This window comes from Brevundimonas sp. Leaf363 (genome assembly GCF_001424025.1).
Taxonomy (GTDB): Bacteria; Pseudomonadota; Alphaproteobacteria; order Caulobacterales; family Caulobacteraceae; genus Brevundimonas.
Map to the genome: position 1 here is coordinate 149974 of NZ_LMPZ01000004.1, position 16863 is coordinate 166836.

At 68.6% G+C, this 16863-nt stretch carries 10 protein-coding genes; 4 read left to right on the plus strand and 6 right to left on the minus strand.

Features of this window, described 5'->3' with window-relative positions; genetic code table 11:
* Positions 1–19 precede the first annotated feature (19 nt).
* Genes ASG17_RS13210 through manD form a run of 5 tightly spaced genes read right to left on the minus strand, consistent with a single transcriptional unit; the run spans position 20 to position 6680 of the window.
* On the minus strand, positions 20–1267 hold the full coding sequence (locus ASG17_RS13210; protein ID WP_056104732.1) for an SGNH/GDSL hydrolase family protein: 1248 nt from the start codon (positions 1265–1267) through the stop codon (positions 20–22).
* Positions 1264–2736: a mannitol dehydrogenase family protein gene (locus ASG17_RS13215; RefSeq protein WP_056104734.1), complete on the minus strand. Its 1473-nt coding sequence runs from the start codon at positions 2734–2736 to the stop codon at positions 1264–1266. Before ASG17_RS13215 ends, ASG17_RS13210 begins: the two co-directional genes overlap by 4 nt.
* Positions 2733–4145: a glucuronate isomerase gene (gene uxaC, locus ASG17_RS13220; protein WP_056104736.1), complete on the minus strand. Its 1413-nt coding sequence runs from the start codon at positions 4143–4145 to the stop codon at positions 2733–2735. Before uxaC ends, ASG17_RS13215 begins: the two co-directional genes overlap by 4 nt.
* On the minus strand, positions 4142–5425 hold the full coding sequence (locus tag ASG17_RS13225; protein WP_056104738.1) for an MFS transporter: 1284 nt from the start codon (positions 5423–5425) through the stop codon (positions 4142–4144). Before ASG17_RS13225 ends, uxaC begins: the two co-directional genes overlap by 4 nt.
* A gap of 46 nt (positions 5426–5471) precedes the next feature.
* A complete protein-coding gene (gene manD / locus ASG17_RS13230; protein WP_056105064.1) occupies positions 5472–6680 on the minus strand; it encodes a D-mannonate dehydratase ManD in 1209 nt (402 codons plus the stop codon).
* Between the two features lie 161 nt (positions 6681–6841).
* On the opposite strand from manD, the gene ASG17_RS13235 reads away from it, so the two are divergent.
* Positions 6842–8998, plus strand: coding sequence for an alpha-glucuronidase family glycosyl hydrolase (locus tag ASG17_RS13235; protein WP_200935089.1), 2157 nt, complete (start codon positions 6842–6844; stop codon positions 8996–8998).
* A gap of 41 nt (positions 8999–9039) precedes the next feature.
* On the opposite strand, the gene ASG17_RS13240 is transcribed toward ASG17_RS13235, so the two are convergent.
* A complete protein-coding gene (locus tag ASG17_RS13240; protein ID WP_162238801.1) occupies positions 9040–12423 on the minus strand; it encodes a glycosyltransferase in 3384 nt (1127 codons plus the stop codon).
* A 222-nt stretch (positions 12424–12645) separates the two neighbouring features.
* On the opposite strand from ASG17_RS13240, the gene ASG17_RS13245 reads away from it, so the two are divergent.
* From ASG17_RS13245 to ASG17_RS13255, 3 genes are all read left to right on the plus strand, one after another.
* A complete protein-coding gene (locus tag ASG17_RS13245) occupies positions 12646–14289 on the plus strand; it encodes a sulfotransferase family protein (protein ID WP_056104742.1) in 1644 nt (547 codons plus the stop codon).
* A gap of 1 nt (position 14290) precedes the next feature.
* Positions 14291–15331 carry a hypothetical protein gene (locus ASG17_RS13250; RefSeq protein WP_056104745.1) on the plus strand — a complete coding sequence of 347 codons (1041 nt, stop codon included), beginning with the start codon at positions 14291–14293 and terminating at the stop codon, positions 15329–15331.
* A gap of 87 nt (positions 15332–15418) precedes the next feature.
* Positions 15419–16843, plus strand: a complete 1425-nt coding sequence (locus ASG17_RS13255) for a GH1 family beta-glucosidase (RefSeq protein WP_056104747.1) — start codon at positions 15419–15421, stop codon at positions 16841–16843.
* Positions 16844–16863: the final 20 nt, after the last annotated feature.

Consider the following 16863-nt stretch of genomic DNA (forward strand, 5'->3'; position numbering starts at 1 on the left):
CAGATTTCGGCCCAGAAAGTCAGTCGAACAGAGACAAGTCCACCGCCTCGGCCATCGCGCGATAGCCGGCGATGGTGGGGTGCAGGTGGTCGTTGTCGTAGGCCGCCAGCAGGCGCGACGGATCGGCCGGATCGCGCAAGGCAGCGTCGAAATCGATGACGCTATCGAACGCGCCCGCCGAGCGGATGAAGTTGTTCACCGCCTGCCGCGCAGCCTCGCTGACTGGGCCGGGATGGTAATAGTCCGAGCCCACGAACGGCGTAATCGTCCCGCCAATCATGCGGACGCCCGCCTCGCGACCGCGCAAGGCGATCTGGGCCAAGGCCGAGATCATCCGGTGCGCCAGCTCGGTCATGGCGTCGGGCGTGTCGAGGTTGTCCCGGCTCATGACGCCTAGGTCGTTGACGCCGATCAGGACGATGGCGTGGCCGACGCCGGGAACGCTGAGCACATCGCGCTCGAACCGGCTCAGCACCCCCGGCCCCACGCCGTCGGCCAGCAGGCGATTGCCGCCGAAGCCGGCGTTGAGCACGGCCCGTGGCGTGTCCGGCCGCTCGGCGGCGAGGCGCTCGGCCAGGGCGTCGGTCCAGCGGGCGTTGGTGTTGGGCTGGACGCCGTAGCCGTCGGTGATGGAGTCGCCGATGACCATGACGCCCGGCGCGGCGGTCGTCCTCACGTCCACGCCGGACAGGAACCACCAGTGATCGGCGCGGGTCGCGCCCGGCATGTCCCCCGCCGCCGTCTGGTCGCGGGCCAGGACGTAGGAGGTGGCGCGTGATCCCGGATGGCCGGTCTGGACGCCCGGCGCGACGGCTAGGTGCAGGCTGACCATCAGGCTGTCGAAAGCGGCGACGGTCAGGTCGACGGGGTCGCTGAGATATTCCGCGCCCGGCGGCACGATCACCGACGGTCGGCCGTCGAAGCTCAGGGCACGATGGGAGCCCGGCATGACGGCGGACCCGTTCAGCGCGACGGGGCGAGCGACGCCACCGGCCAGCACGGTCAGGGGGTCTGCGCCGAACAGATTGGAGACGCGCACCCGGACGCCGGAGCCGCCCAGCGTCAGGCGAACGCACTGTCGCAGGGTGGCGTCGGCGATGGCCTCGGGCGGCAGGGCGTTGGCGCCGTCCACGGCCATCTGGGCGCTGGACCAGGATCGCATCCAGCGGGCGTGGGGCGGCGCGGACGCGAGCGCGGCGCCCGTCATCGAAAGCGCCCCGGCGGCAAGGCCGAGGCCAAGGAGCGAGCGGCGATGCAGGGCGGTCATCGGTCTGTCTCCGAGGTGTTGAGAATAGCGCCCGCACCGCCGGTGGTCAGCCGCTGCAGCGCGCCGGTCACGGCGTCGATGAAGTCGGAGCGCTGGGCCAAGGCCGAGGGGACGATGTCCTCCATGGCGGCCACGGCCAAGACATGGTCGCGGGCGCCGCCGCCGGAGACGGCGCGGCGCAACCGCTCGGCCATCGGATCGTCCAGCGGGGTCGGGCGGCCGGCGTCGTCGCGGCCCGCCAGCCAGCGGACCCAGACTGCGGTCGCCAGCGCGAGGCCATCGACCGACTGGCCGCCTTTCAGCCGCGTCAGCATGGGCGCGAACAGGCGCTGGGGCAGCTTCTGCGAGCCGTCCATGGCGATCTGGGTCAGGCGATGCTGCAGGGCCGGATTGGCGAACCGCTGCAGCAACTGGCGGCGGTAGGCGGTGAGGTCGAGGCCCGGCTGCGGCGGCACGGTGGGGGCGGTCTCGTCCCACAGGCGCTCGACGACGGCGCGCCCGCCGGGTGTGGCGATAACCTCGTGCACATAGGTCAGGCCCGCCTGCGCGCCGAGGTAGGCCATGGTGGAATGGGCGCCGTTCAGCAGGCGCAGCTTGGCGGTCTCCCACGGGCGCACGTCGCTGGTCAGCTGCACGCCCACGGCGGCCAGATCGGGTGCCTCGCTTGAGAAGCGGTCCTCGACCACCCATTGGCTGAAGGGCTCGGTCTTCACCAGGCCCTGGTCCTCCAGGCCAGTCCGCGCGCGCGCCGCCGCGATGTCGTCGGGCTCGGTCGAGGGCACGATGCGGTCGACCATGGTGGCGGGGAAGGCGACGCGGCGCTCGATCCATTCGGCTAGCGCCGGATCCAGCCGCCGGGCGTAGCCGACCACGGCGCGAGCCAGCCGCTCGCCGTTGTCCGTCAGGTTGTCGCACGACATGGCGGTGAAGGCCGGCAGGCCCGCCGCGCGCCGCGCCGCCAGCCCGGCGACGATCAGGCCGATGGCCGTCTTCGGCGTTTGCGGCGAGGCCAAATCGGCGACGATATCGGGGTGGTCCAGCATCAGGCCGCCGCCCGCCGGATCGAGCAGATAGCCCTTCTCGGTGATGGTCAGGGTGACAAGCCGCGTCGCTGGCGCGGCCAGCGCCGCGACTACCGCCTCGACGCCGCGCGGCGCCACTAACGTCTGGCCCAGCACGCCGATGATCCGGTCCTCGACCCGGTCGCCGTCGCGCACGGCCACGCCGTAGAGGCCGTCCTGCGGGTTCAGCCGATCCGCCACCTCGGGCGAACGCAGCGAAACGCCGGTCACGCCCCAGCGTAGGTCGCCCCGCGCCGCCAGATCGTCATACGCGACGGCCTGATGCGCCCGGTGGAACGCCCCCAGCCCCAGATGCACCACGCCCCGCTCCAGTGCTCGCCGGTCACAGGCGGGCCTCCGCACGGACGGGGCCAGAGCCTCCAGCGTCGCTTCAGACAGGCGCGTCACAGCCGGTACGCCGCCTTGACCAGATCGTAGGTCAGGGCGCGCGCGACCTCGTGCGCCTCGTCCTCGTCCAGCCGGTGTTCGACCACCAGCTGGGCCAGCCAAGCGCAGTCCATCCGCCGCGCCACATCGTGCCGCGCCGGGATCGACAGGAAGGCGCGGGTGTCGTCGTTGAAGCCGACGGTGTTGTAGAAGCCCGCCGTCTCGGTCGTCTGCTCGCGGAAGCGGCGCATGCCTTCGGGGCTGTCGTGGAACCACCAGGGCGGGCCGAGGCGCAGGGCCGGATAGTGGCCGGCGAGCGGCGCCAGTTCGCGGCTGTAGCTGGTCTCGTCCAGGGTGAAGACGATGATGCTCAGGCCGGGCTCCGAGCCATAACGATTGAGCAGCGGCTTCAGCGCCGTGACGTAGTCGGTCGCCACCGGAATGTCGGCGCCCTTGTCCGTGCCGAAGTCCGCCAGCAGGGGCGCGTTGTGGCTGCGGTGCACGCCCGGATGGATCTGCAGCACCATGCCGTCGTCCAGGCTCATCCGCGCCATCTCGACCAGCATGGCGCCCCGGAAGCGCTCGCCCTCCTCGGCCGTGTGCGCGCCGGAACGGACGCGGGCGTAGAGGGCTTCTGCCTCCCCTGTCGACAGGTCGAAGGTCGCCGCCGTAGGGTGCCCGTGGTCGGTCGCCGTCGCGCCGTGGTCGCGGAAGAAGGCGCGGCGGTTGCGGTGGGCGGCGAGATAGCCCTGCCACGTCGCCGTATCCTCGCCCGTCAGCTCGCCGAAGCGCTGCAGATTGGCGAGGAAGCGCGGATGATCCGGGCCGATCACCGGGTCGGGGCGATAGGTGGTGATGACCCGCCCGGACCAGCCCGATGCCTGGATCGCCGCGTGGTGCTTCAGGTCGTCCAGCGGCCCCTCGGTCGTGGCCAGCAGCTCGATGTTGTAGCGCTCGAACAGGGCGCGAGGGCGGAAGGCGTCGGTCTTCAGCGCCTCGTCGATGACGTCGTAATGGTGGTCGGCGGTCTCGGCCGAGAGGCGGTGGGTCAGGCCGAAGACCTTGGCGTAGACCCAGTCGTGCCACATCCGCGACGGCGTGCCCCGGAACAGGTGATAACGCTCGGCGAAGCGGCGCCAGATGGCGCGGGGGTCCGTCTCGACCGCCCCGCCGTCGCGGCGCGGGATCCCCAGGTCCTCCAGCCGGACGCCCTGGCTGTAGAGCATTCGGAAGACGTAGTGGTCCGGTTGGATCAGCAGGGCCGCCGGGTTCTCGAACGGCTGGTTCTGGGCGAACCAGGCCGGGTCGGTGTGGCCGTGCGGGCTGATGATCGGCAGACCCTTCACCTGGTCGTACAGGCGCCGCGCGATCAGCCGCGTCGCCGGCTCGGCCGGGAACAGGCGGTCGGGATGAAGGGTAAGGCGCGTCATGCGGGTTCCGGCGGGAGGGTCACTGGCTCAAGCCGCGGCGTCAGCAGGTGGATGACCAGAAGCGCCAGCAGATAGGCCCCGCCGGCGAAGGCGAGCAGCGGCACATAGCTGCCGGTCGTCTCCAGCGTCCAGCCGGCGAACTTGGAGATGAACATGCCGCCCACCGCGCCCCCGGCCGCGCCGAAGCCGACCACGGTCGCCACGGCCCGGCGCGGGAAGACGTCGGAAACGAGCGTGTACATGTTGGCCGACCAGCCCTGGTGGGCCGCCGCCGCCAGACCGATCAGGGCCACGGCGATCGGCAGGCTGTGGGCGAAGACGGCGATGGAGATGGGGGTTACGGCGAGCGCGCAGATCAGCATGGTGGTCTTGCGCGACCGGTTGATCGACCAGCCGTTCTTGATCAGCCGCGACGACAGCCAGCCGCCGCCCACCGAGCCGACGTCGGCCAGCAGATAGACGATCACCAGCGGCGGCCCGAACGTCAGGATGTTCAGGTCGTAGGTCTTGGCGAAGAAGTCTGGCAGCCAGAACAGGAACAGCCACCACACCGGGTCGGTGATGAATTTGCCCAGCAGGAAGGCCCAGGTCTCGCGCTTGCGGATCACCACGCCCCAGCCGACCTTGCCCGGCGGATCGGCGGGGTCGCTTTCGATGTGCGCGCGCTCGGCCGCGCCCAGGCGCGGGTGCTCGTGCGGCCGCCGATAGACGATCAGCCACACTGCCAGCAGCACGAACCCCGACGCCCCGGTGATGATGAAGGCCCACTGCCAGCCCAGGCTGATGACGATCAGGGGCACGAGGATGGGCGTGACCAGCGCCCCGACGTTCGACCCCGCGTTGAAGATGCCGGTGGCGAGCGCGCGCTCTTTCTTGGGGAACCACTCCGACACAGTCTTCACGGCGGCGGGGAAGACCCCGGCTTCGCCCAGGCCCAGCACGAACCGAACGACGGAGAACTGGATCGCGGTGCGCGCGCCGGCGTGGAAGACTGCGGCCAGGCTCCAGACCGTGATGGCGACCGCCAGACCCCAGCGCGTGCCGATCCAGTCCATCACCCGGCCGAAGCACAGCAGGCTCAGCGCATAGGCGGCCTGAAACCAGAAGACGATGTCGGCATAGTCCGTCTCGGACCAGCCAAGCTCGGTTTCCAGATAGGGCTTCAGCACCCCAAGCACCTGACGATCGACGTAGTTGATGGTCAGGGCGAAGAACAGCAGGGCGCAGATGACCCAGCGGTACCGGCCGATCCGCGTCGGCGCCTCTTCGCTTGCCGTCATGCCGTTCCCTCCCAGGAAAAGACGCCGCCCGTTGATCGGGCGTGCGTCACCAGCTGTGCATCGATCCGTCTTCGAGCCGGTTCACCGGCAGGTAGGCGCGTTGGTAGGGGTACTGGGCGGCCAGGCCTTCGTCGATGTCGACGCCCAGACCGGGCGCCTCGCCGGGGTGCAGCATGCCGTTCGCGAAGCTGTAGGCGTGGGGGAAGACCGCGTCCGTCTCGGCCGTATGGCGCATATATTCCTGCACGCCGAAGTTCGGCACCGACAGGTCGAAATGCAGCGCCGCGGCCATGGTGATGGGCGACAGATCGGTGGCTCCGTGGCACCCGGTGCGCACGCCGTACAGGTCCGCGAAGGCCGCGATCTTGCGCAGGTGGGTGATGCCCCCTGCGTGCAGGACGGTGGCGCGGATGTAGTCGATCAGCTGCTCCTCGATCAGCTGCTTGCAGTCCCAGATGGAGTTGAAGATTTCGCCGACCGCCAGCGGGCTGGTGGTGTGCTGGCGGATCAGGCGGAAGGCCGCCTGGTTCTCGGCCGGCGTCGCGTCCTCCAGCCAGAAGGGACGGTAGGGCTCCAGATCCTTGCCCAGCCGTCCCGCCTCGATCGGCGCCAGCCGGTGGTGGATGTCGTGCAGCAGATGGACGTCCCAGCCTAGCGTCTCGCGCGCCGCCTCGAACAGGGCCGGGACCGAGCGCAGATACTTCTCGCTGGACCAAAGGTTCTCGGTTGGCAGATCGGCGTCGGCCGGTTCGTAGAAGCCGAACGTCTTGGACACGCCATAGGTCGACTTCAGGCCCGGCACGCCCGACTGCAGGCGGATCGCCTTGTAGCCCTCGTCCAGATAGCGCTTGGCCTCGGCGACAGTCTCCTCGACCGTCTCGCCATTGGCGTGGCCATAGACCATGACGCCTTCGCGGCACGCCCCGCCCAGCAGCTGGTACAGCGGCAGCCCCGCCGCCTTGGCCTTCAGATCCCACAGCGCCATGTCGACCGCGGCGATGGCCGTCATGGTCACCGGCCCGCGCCGCCAGTAGGCGCCCTTGTAGAGGTATTGCCAGATGTCCTCGATGCGGTGGGCGTCGCGGCCGATCAGGCAGGGGATGATGTGGTCGGCGAGATAGCTTGCCACCGACAGCTCGCGGCCGTTCAGCGTGGCGTCGCCCACGCCGGTCAGGCCGCCCTTGGTCTCCAGCTTCAGGGTGACGAAGTTGCGCCCCGGACAGGTCGTGATGACGCGCGCACCGGTGATGGTCAGGTCGGTCAACGTCGTTCCCTCCGCGACGCTTGTGCGTCGTCTTGTTGGCTTTACTTCGCGAGCAAGGCCTGTCGTGATAGCGCTACCAAAGAGCGATCTCGGCGCCGTGTCAACGCGCCGCGATGGTAATGACCGGCGGAACGTCGGCAAGGGAGAGACGCATGGGACGCCTTTCGCAGGCGATGGTCGGCCTCGTCGCTGCCCTGGCGCTGGTCCTGGGTCTGGCGCCGGCCGCGCAGGCAGAGGACGGGTATGATCTGTGGCTGCGCTATCAGCCCGAAGGCGGGGCGGTGGAGACCGCCTATCGCCGGGCCGTCTCATCCCTCCATCCGGTGGGCGACAGCGCCACCATCCGCGCCGCGACCGCCGAGCTGGAACGGGGCCTGTCAAGCCTGACCGCCCGGGCGGTGACGACCCGCCCAATCGCCGACGGCGCCGTGGTCTATGGTCTCGCTAGCGCTCCCGAGATCGCCGCGCTGATCGGCCAGACGACCATCGCGCCGGAGGGATATGTCCTCCGCTCGGTGCGCGACAACGGTCGCCGCGTCACCGTCATCGCGGGCGGCTCCGACACCGGCGTGCTCTACGGAGCCTTCGACCTGCTGCGCCGGATGCAGACGCGCCAGTCCATCGACGATCTGAACATCGCCGAGACGCCGGCGGTGCACCTGCGCCTGCTGAACCACTGGGACAATCTGGATCGGTCGGTGGAGCGTGGCTATGCGGGCCAGTCGATCTGGGACTGGCACACCCTGCCCGGCTTCACCCCCGGCCTCTACACCGACTACGCCCGCGCCAACGCCTCGATCGGCATCAACGGCACGGTGCTGAACAACGTCAACGCCAACGCCCTCAGCCTGACCGAGCCGTACCTTCTCAAGGCCGCCGCCCTGGCCGACATCTTCCGGCCCTACGGCATCAAGGTCTATCTGTCCGCCCGCTTCAGCGCGCCCATCGAGATCGGCGGCCTGGCCACGGCCGACCCGCTGGACCCCGCCGTCCAGGCCTGGTGGAAGGCCAAGGCGGACGAAATCTATCGCCTGATCCCCGACTTCGGCGGCTTCCTGGTCAAGGCCAACTCGGAAGGCCAGCCGGGTCCACAGGACTACCACCGCACCCACGCCGAGGGCGCCAACATGCTGGCTGATGCGGTCGCGCCGCACGGCGGCGTCGTCATGTGGCGGGCTTTCGTCTACGCCCACGACAACCCCGAGGACCGCGCCAAACAGGCGTTCGACGACTTCGTCCCGCTGGATGGCCAGTTCCGCGACAACGTCATCGTCCAGGTCAAGAACGGCGCCATCGACTTCCAGCCGCGCGAACCCTTCCATCCGCTGTTCGGCGCCATGCCGAAGACGCCGCTGATGATGGAGTTCCAGATCACCAAGGAATACCTCGGTCAGGCGACCCACTTGGCCTACCTCGGCCCGCTATTCGAGGAGGTGCTGCGCGCCGACACCCACCAGCGTGGGCCGGGCTCGACGGTGGCCAAGGTGATCGACGGCCGCCTGTTCAACCACCGCCTCACCGGCATCGCCGGCGTCGCCAACATCGGCACGGACCGCAACTGGTCCGGCTCGGACTTCAACCAGGCCAACTGGTACGTCTTCGGCCGCATGGCCTGGGACCCGGAACATGCGGACGCCGCCGCCATCGCCCGCGAATGGGCGGCCATGACCTTTACGCCGGACCCGCGCTTCGTCGAGCCGGCCGTCGGCATGATGATGCGGTCGCGCGAGGCGGTGGTCGACTATATGACGCCGCTGGGCCTGCACCACCTGATGGCCACCGGCCACCACTACGGCCCCGGCCCGTGGGTCAGCGACTTGGCCCGCCCCGAGTGGAACCCGGCCTACTATCACCAGGCCGACGTGGCCGGCATCGGCTTCGACCGCACCGCCTCAGGCAGCGACGCCGTCAGCCAATATGCTCCTGAGATCGCCCGCCTCTTCGCCGATCCGGCCACGACGCCGGAAGCCGACCTGCTGTGGTTCCACCACCTGCCGTGGACTTACCGGATGCGGTCGGGTCGGACGCTGTGGGACGAACTGGTCCTGACCTACGGCCACGGCGTCGATGAAGTCACGGCGATGCAGGCGACCTGGGCCTCGCTGGAGGATTTCGTGGACCGGGAGCGGTTCGCGGACACCACCCAACTGCTGGCCATCCAGCACGACGAGGCGGTGTGGTGGCGCGACGCCAGCGTGGCCTATTTCCAGAGCCGATCCGGCCTGCCTTTGCCGGCGGGCGCGGCGGCGCCCGCGCATCCGCTGAGCTGGTACGAGGCGCTTCAGTTCCCCTACGCGCCGGGTCACTGACTGCCTCGATGCGGCCCGGACAGCGACGAACCGAATGGGCCTCAGCCTTGGCTCAATCGGGCCTTTCGCGTCACCAGATTTCGTGGATCCGGCTCAACCGACAGGCCGCCGAGAGCCAGAGCCCGCTGCATCTGGGCTTGGGCGGTTTCGAAGGAATAGTACCGGCGAGCGTGAGCCTGAGCCGCCCTCGACATGGCCGCCCAGAGGTCGGGGTCCTGATAGAGGCGGGTGATCGCCTCGACCCATTCGTGGGGGGTGCGGGCGATCAATACCTCGACGCCGTCACGCAGGTTAGCGCCCTCGGCGGCGATGGGGCTGAGCACCGACGGCGTGCCGTAGGCCAGGGCGTCGACCACCTTGCCCTTCAGCCCCGCGCCCGTCAGCAAGGGCGCCACGAAGACACGGCAGCCGTCGTAGACGCCTTTCAGGTCCGGCGCGAAGCCGCGGATCGCCAGCCCGTCCCGGCCCAGAGCTTCGACCTCGTCGCTCATGCCGCTGCCGAAGACGTTGCAGGTCACGTCAGGCATGGCGTCGCGCAGGCCAGGGATCACGTCGCGCGCGAAGAACTCGACCGCCAGGCGGTTCGGCGGGTGCGCAAATCCGCCGAGGAAGGTGACGTCCCGACGCGCCTCGAACCCGGGAACGTCGGTCGATACATCCACGACCCAGGGCGCCTGGGCGATGCGCACGCCGGGGGCGGCGGCCTGCATGATCTCATGCTCGACGTCATTGTAGGACAGGGTCACGTCGGCTGCGGCGACAACCGCCATCTCGGCCTCGCGCGTCGCGTCGGCCTTTTGCATCAGCGGGCCGGATTCCATCAGCACCGCCTCGCGCATCTCTCGCAGGAAATGCAGGTCCGCATTGCAGAACGCGATCCGCGCCTGAGGCGCGTGGCGCCGGATCAGCGGCAGGATGTCCTGGGCCACCGTGTAGCGGGTGACGTAAACCAGATCGAACTCGCCGCCCCGCGCCTCCAGCAGCTCCTCGACCGACCGCACGTACGGGGCGTAGACGGCTTCGACGCCCATCTTCTGGATACGCTCGGTGTGTCGGCCCAGATAGGCGCCGTTGCGCGGCGCGAAGGTCACCTTGAAACCCAGCGATTGCAGCAGGCGGACCTCCTGGATGGCCGCGTAGCTGCCGGCGTCATTGTCGCCGCGCGGAAACTGCAGATCCACCATCAGGGCGCGGCGCGCGACGCCCCGATCCTTGTTCAGATCGACATCGACGCCGACCTCGCCGTTGTCCTTGTAGAGCTCGGTCCAGCGCGCCTTGAATGTGGGCCGGTTGATCTCCTGGAACCGCTTCATTCCCGAGGTGACGTCGGTGCCGCTGGAGACGCCCTCGAAATGGTAGACGAGGCAGAAGGGATTGTAGACGACCTTCAGCCCCTCGGCCTTGACCTTGAAGCAAAGGTCGGTGTCCTCGAAGTAAGCCGGGCGATAGATCTCGCTCAGCCCGCCCAGCTTCGACCACAGGGCCGCCGGCAGCATGATGCAGGCACCCGACAGATAGTCCGCCTGGCGCACATAGTTGAACTTGGGATCGGCCGCATTGCCGCCCCGGCCATAGTTGGCGGGGTCGCCGCTGTTCCAGACGATGCCGCCGGCCTCCTGAAGCCGACCATCCGGATAGACCAGCTTGGCGCCGACGATGCCGACGTCGTCGAAATTGTCGAACGTCGCCAGCATCTCGTCCAGCCAGCCGACGGTCGGTTCGGTGTCGTTGTTCAGCAGGACGACGAACTCGCCCGACGCGCGCGCCACGCCGTCGTTGCACGCATCCACAAAGCCCAGCGCGCTCTCGTGCCGGACGACCGTGATGCCCGACACGATGTCCTCGATCCGGAGCGTCTCGTCGGACGACCCATCATCCACGACGATCACCTCGAACGTCGCACGCGCGCCCGCGAAAAGCAGGGCGCTGAGGCAGTAGTATGTGACGCCGAACTTGTTGTGGGCCGGAATGACGACCGACACGCGAGGCTTGGGATGGACCGGGAAGCTGAGCGGGGCATAGGGGCCGCGCACCATGTCGAAGCCGGTCAGCAGGACGTCGTGCGCGCGGCTGATCTGGGCCAGTCGCTCGAGCGCGGCGGCGCGGTCATCGGCGGGCGTCGTTTCGATGGCGCGCAACGCCGCCTGCAGGGCCTCATAGCGTTGGCGCGCGGCCGGAGACTGCCACACTCGCGGCACGGCGCCATAGCGCTGCAGCTTGTCGAAGGCGGTCTTCGACACGGCCAGGAACTCGACGGTCTCCGCCAGTACGCGGCCCGAGCGCGCCGACAGCACGCTGATCCGATGCACCAGTCCATCCATGAACCGGTTCGGGATCTGCAACCGATAGCCGTGACCCTTGGCGCGACGGTTTCGCTGATCGGCGCGCGCGACGCCGGCCGGCCGGCCGTCGACGACAAGCCGGACGTTCAGAACGTCGCTGCTGCCGCGCGCGGGGCGGGCCCAGCCGAAGACGGCTGCGCCCGAGACACCCTCGATCACGCCGATGGCGGGGTCCGCGAGTTCTAGCACCAGAGGGGCGCCCAGCACGCTGCGGCCTTCGGCGTCCTGCACGTCGATGCGGCGCGGCCGGCCGTCGTAGAGATCGGCCGGCAACGCGTAGCGCGACCGGACCGCGGAACGGTCCAGTTCTCGCATCGCCGCAACGGCGGCGGGCGACAGGGTGACTTTGCGCCAGCGGTCGCCCGTCTTGCGCCCCGCCTGGCCGAACCATGGGCGCGCCAGAAGCAGAAGGCTGTCGCTCCGCCGCTCTGAGACCCGCCCCTGGACGTGAACGGCGATCGTCGCCCAGCACGCCTCGACCGGCGCCGTGATGTCACCCTGCGCCAGCGCATAGCTGGCGTAGCGCGCGCCGCCCCGGCGCTCTTCGCCGGGCGCAGCCTCGGCCGTCGCCAGCGCCCGCCCCTCGGTGTCCAAAAAGGTCACGACGATGCGGACATCGGCGCGATGCTGGCCGAAGAAGGCGCCGAACGCATAGGCCACGCCGGGCGTCACCGTCAGCCGTTCCCCCTCGACGGGATCGCGGTAGACCAGGCGCTGAAGCCCGACGCCCTGCGTCCGCAGATGATGAACATAGGCGGCGTTGCCCTGTTCGAGGTTCCACTTCTTGCTGAAGCCGACCCCGGCTACGACTGCATCGCCGGGCGTCTCGAGCGCCCAGGGCATGGTCGTTTCGAACTCGGGGTCCGCGATCTGGTTCAGGGATTTCAGACCGGCGCCGCCGGCCGCAGCCTCGACGATGGACGTCAGGGATCCTTGGTAGACCCCGTCTATCAGCAGGGTCAGTTCGCGGGGCGCGCGGCCACGTGGGTGAGCGATGACCAGCGCGCCATCGGCGACGCCCGTGAGGACCATCGGGCCTTCGGACACGCTCTGACTGTCCGCCGCCAAAGAGCCTTTGCTCACGACCCGGCCTCCCCTCCACGCACGACAAGCGGAATAGGCCGCGTTCCCGCGTCGCCCCACCGTCTCCCCAAGCCAGCGGGTACACGCGCCCCAATCCCGAGGCAATGCCGACCGATTGGAGGTTGCTCCAAACCGCGTTATCAGCGCGCAGGCGTGTGATCCACGCGACTGGAACAGCCGCCGACCATGAGTGAAAATCCCGCTCCGGCCGCGCATCAGGCAGTGATCGTCCTGGGGATGCACCGCTCTGGCACCTCGGCGCTGACCAGCACCTTGGCTGGACTGGGCTATGCCTTGCCCAGGGACGTCATGGCGGGGGCGCCCGACAATCCTCGCGGCTTTTTCGAACCTCGCTCTGTCGCCCGGCTGAACGAAAGGATCCTTCAGTCGCTGGGAGGGTCCTGGGACCAGACCGGTCCCTTCGTCGTCCGCAGAAAAACGCTGGCAGACAGCGCTCGGCGGATCGCCGACCACGTCGAGGCGACCTTCCTCCACGAGACATGCTCCGTCCTCGCGCGAACGTTTCCGCGCGACCGTTCGATCGTCATCAAGGACCCAAGAATCGCCCTGCTGACACCGCTGTGGCGCAGCGCGCTGCAGGCGCTCGGCTACGACCCGGTCCTCGTTCATATCCACCGCCCGCCGATCGAGGTCGCCGCATCCTTGCAGGCGCGCAACGGCTTCACCATCAGCCAGGGTCTGCGGACCTGGCAGACCTACGTCATGAGCATCCTGCGGACGGCGCAGACGACGCCCGTCCACACCCTGTCGTTCGACCAGCTTCTGGCGGACCCGACGCAGACGCTGGAAGGGCTGACGTACGGGCTCGGGCGGACGGTCGAGCCGACGGCGCTACAGCAGGCCGCCGCCCTTCTGGCCCCGGAGGATCGTCACCAGACTGCGGCGGCGCTGGGCGGTGAGTTGCCGCCCATCGTGGCGGACACGGCTCGCCTTCTGATGCGCTGGAATCAGACACCGCCCGCGGTGCGGCAGGAAACGATCGCCGGGCTGCAGGCGCGGTTCGAGGATATCGCGCTGTATTCCGGGCCCAAGGTCGCGATGCCGGCGCGCGGGCTGAAGGCCGTTCCGGCGCGCACCGGGATCAGACGGCCGCCCCTGTTGTTCCACTACCACCTGTTCAAGAACGCCGGCACCTCGATCGACGCCATGCTTCAGCGCAACTTCGGCGACCATTGGGGTCATGCCGAGTTCCGCATGCCTCGGGGTCAAACCACCAACCTCGCCGCCGTGACGGGGCATCTGCTCGAGAGGCCGGAGCTAGAGGCCTTCTCCTCGCATACGGCGCTGTTGCCGGCTCCAGCGTTGTTGGACCGGGACGTTCTTCCGATCCTCTTCCTGCGCCATCCGATCGATCGCTTGCGCTCGGCCTATGACTTCGAGAAGCATCAAAAGGTCGAGACGTTCGGCGCGCGGTTGGCGCGGTCGACGGACTTCAAGGGCTACATCACCGCGTTGCTGTCGCCCGGCAGCGGCGAGCAGGCGCGGAATTTCCAGGCGCTTCGTCTCGCTGACAATGCGCCTTACCTTTCCGGCGATCTGGCGGAGCGCGCAATGGCGGGCCTGCAGGCCCTGCCCTTCGTAGGGCTGGTCGAGGCGTACGACGCCTCCCTGCAACGGCTGAGCGCGCTGGTGACGCCGCACTATCCGGGCTTCAAGCCTCTAACGTTGCGCAAGAACGCCAGCAACGCCGCCCCGACGCCACTGGACGAGAAGCTGGCCAAGGTGGCGGAAGAACTCGGGCCGGCGCTCCACGAACGTCTGCTCGAGGCCAATCGCGTCGATCTGGCGCTGCATGCCCATGTCCAGGGGCTGTATGGGGCGGAAGCGTCCACGAAGGACGCCTGACGTGGCGCGCGACATCCTGCTTCACATCGGCCGAGCTAAAACCGGCACCTCTTCCATTCAGGAGGTTCTGGCCAACAGCGAGGCGGCGCTGGCGGCGCACGGCTGGCGATATGCCAGCGCCGCCCGGCGCGGCTCCAGCCATCGCTACGCCGCCGTCTATTTTTCCAACCAGAAGCGCCTCGCGTTCGATCCGGCCGTTCTGCAGCAGCAGGTCGATGCTCTGGCAGCCGAACTGGCGAGCACGGACCAGAACACCATCATCAGCGGCGAGGGGTTCCAGAACGCGGCGCGGCCCGAGAAGATTGCACCGGTGATCCCGCCCGAGCGGACCCAGGTGCTAGTCTATCTGCGCGAGCAGTACGTCTGGGCCCAGTCGACCTATGCCCAGAAGGTGAAGGCCACCGAATACAACGAAGACTTCGAGACCTATCTCCAGACTGCAGACCCTCGATATGAAGTCATGCTCCAGCGATGGCGGCGGGGTTTCAATCCCGCACAGTTGACGGCCCGCCTGTATGATCGAGCGTGTCTGGCCGGGGGCGACGTCATAGACGACTTCCTGGGCGTGATCGGGCTGGATCGCACGGGCATGGCGCCATCCCAAGGCGACAAGAACCCGAGCATCGGCGGGCCGCTTCTGGAGCTGAAGCGACGCCTGAACACAGTGCCAGGCTTTGCCTCGCTGAGGGCCGTCCCGCGCATTTATCGCGCCTGGCTAGATCTTGCGGCGAGCGACCCCCGGATGCGTCAGAGGCCGTGGGCGCCCACGCCCGTCGTCGAGGCCTACCGGTCGCGTTTCGTCGACAGCAACAGCCGGGTCGATCAGGATTTGCTCGGCGCCGAGGCCGGCCTTTCAGCGGCGGCGCGTCGCGCACGCGACCTCGTCGTCGCTGCGCCCGACGTCGCTGACGTCGGATCGGCCTGGGACGCGCTTGCATCGCTGCGGCCCGAGGCGGCCGAGAGCATCCGCGCCGTGGTCGAGGCGGCGGCGAAGGACGGGCACGCCGAGGCCCTCGGTCTGTCACAGATCGTGTTGCGCTAAAGGCCCCGCGGCGCTTGGGTTCGCTCGTCGCATCGGCCTAGAGTGGCGACAACACCGGATAAACCGGACCTATGGGGAGATGTGCGTATGGATCGGCGGAACTTCATGCAGGCGCTGGCGCTGGGCGGCGGCGCGGCTGCGGCGGGCGGAGCGGCGTCTTCGGCCTTCGCCGCACCGATGGACCTCAGCTTCCCGGCGGACTTCCAGTGGGGCTGCGCCACCGCCGCCTATCAGATCGAGGGCGGCGTCAACGAGGACGGCCGCGGTCAGACCAACTGGGACGTCTTCTCGCATACGCCTGGCAAGGTCGCCGGCGGCGACACCGGCGACGTGGCCTGTGACAGCTATCACCGCTACGCCACCGACATCGGCCTGCTGAAGAACATGGGCGTGAAGACCTATCGGATGTCGCTGGCCTGGGCCCGCATCTTCCCGGACGGTCGCGGACAGCCGAACCAGAAGGGTCTCGACTACTACAACCGCGTCGTCGACGGCCTGCTGGAAGCCGGCATCACGCCCTACATCACCATGTTCCACTGGGACCTGCCGACGGCTCTGCCGGGCGGCTGGCAGAACCGGGACACCGCCCGGGCTTTCGCCGACTATGCGGGCTTCACGGCCGGCAAGCTGGGCGACCGGGTCAAGCACTTCATCACCACCAACGAAATCCGCTGCTTCACTGATCTGGGACACCAGGTCGGCATCCATGCGCCGGGCCTGAAACTGGATCCGGCCGGCGTGAACCAGGTGCGCCACCACGGGACGCTGGCCCACGGCCTGGGCGTCCAGGCGATCCGCGCCGCGACCGGTCCGGGCACCATCGTCGGTGTGGCCGAGAATCCCAACATCTTCGCTCCGACCATCGAGACGCCCGAGAACATCGAGGCGGCCAAGAAGGCCTATCGCCACGACAACGCGCCCTTCCTGACCGCCATCATGGAGGGCAAATACGTCGACACCTATCTGGAAGACGCCGGCGCGGCGGCTCCAAAGGTCGAGCCGGGCGACATGGAGGCCATCGCCAGCCCGCTCGATTTCGTGGCGCTGAATATCTACACCTGCGGCTACGTCGAAGCGGACGACAGCGCGCGTGGATACAAGGTCCTGCCGCGCCCGACCTCGGCGCCGCGCATGGCCTCGCCGTGGCTCTATATGACGCCGGAGGCCGGCTACTGGGGCGTTCGGCTGACGTCGGACCTGTGGTCGCCCAAGGAAATCTACATCTCCGAGAACGGTTGTTCGGCGGACGATGCGGCGGTGGACGGCTATGTCGCCGATACCGACCGGGTCACCTATCTGCGCAACTACCTGTCGGAGTTCCACCGCGCGACGGTCGAGGGCTACCCGCTGAAGGGCTACTTCCTGTGGAGCCTGATGGACAACTTCGAATGGGCCGACGGCTACGGCAAGCGGTTCGGCGTCCACTACGTCGACTTCGCGACCCAGCAGCGCACGCCCAAACTCAGCGCCCTCTGGTACAAGCGCCTGATCGAGCGCAACCACCTGGTCTAGGCCCGCGAGATGATCGGCGG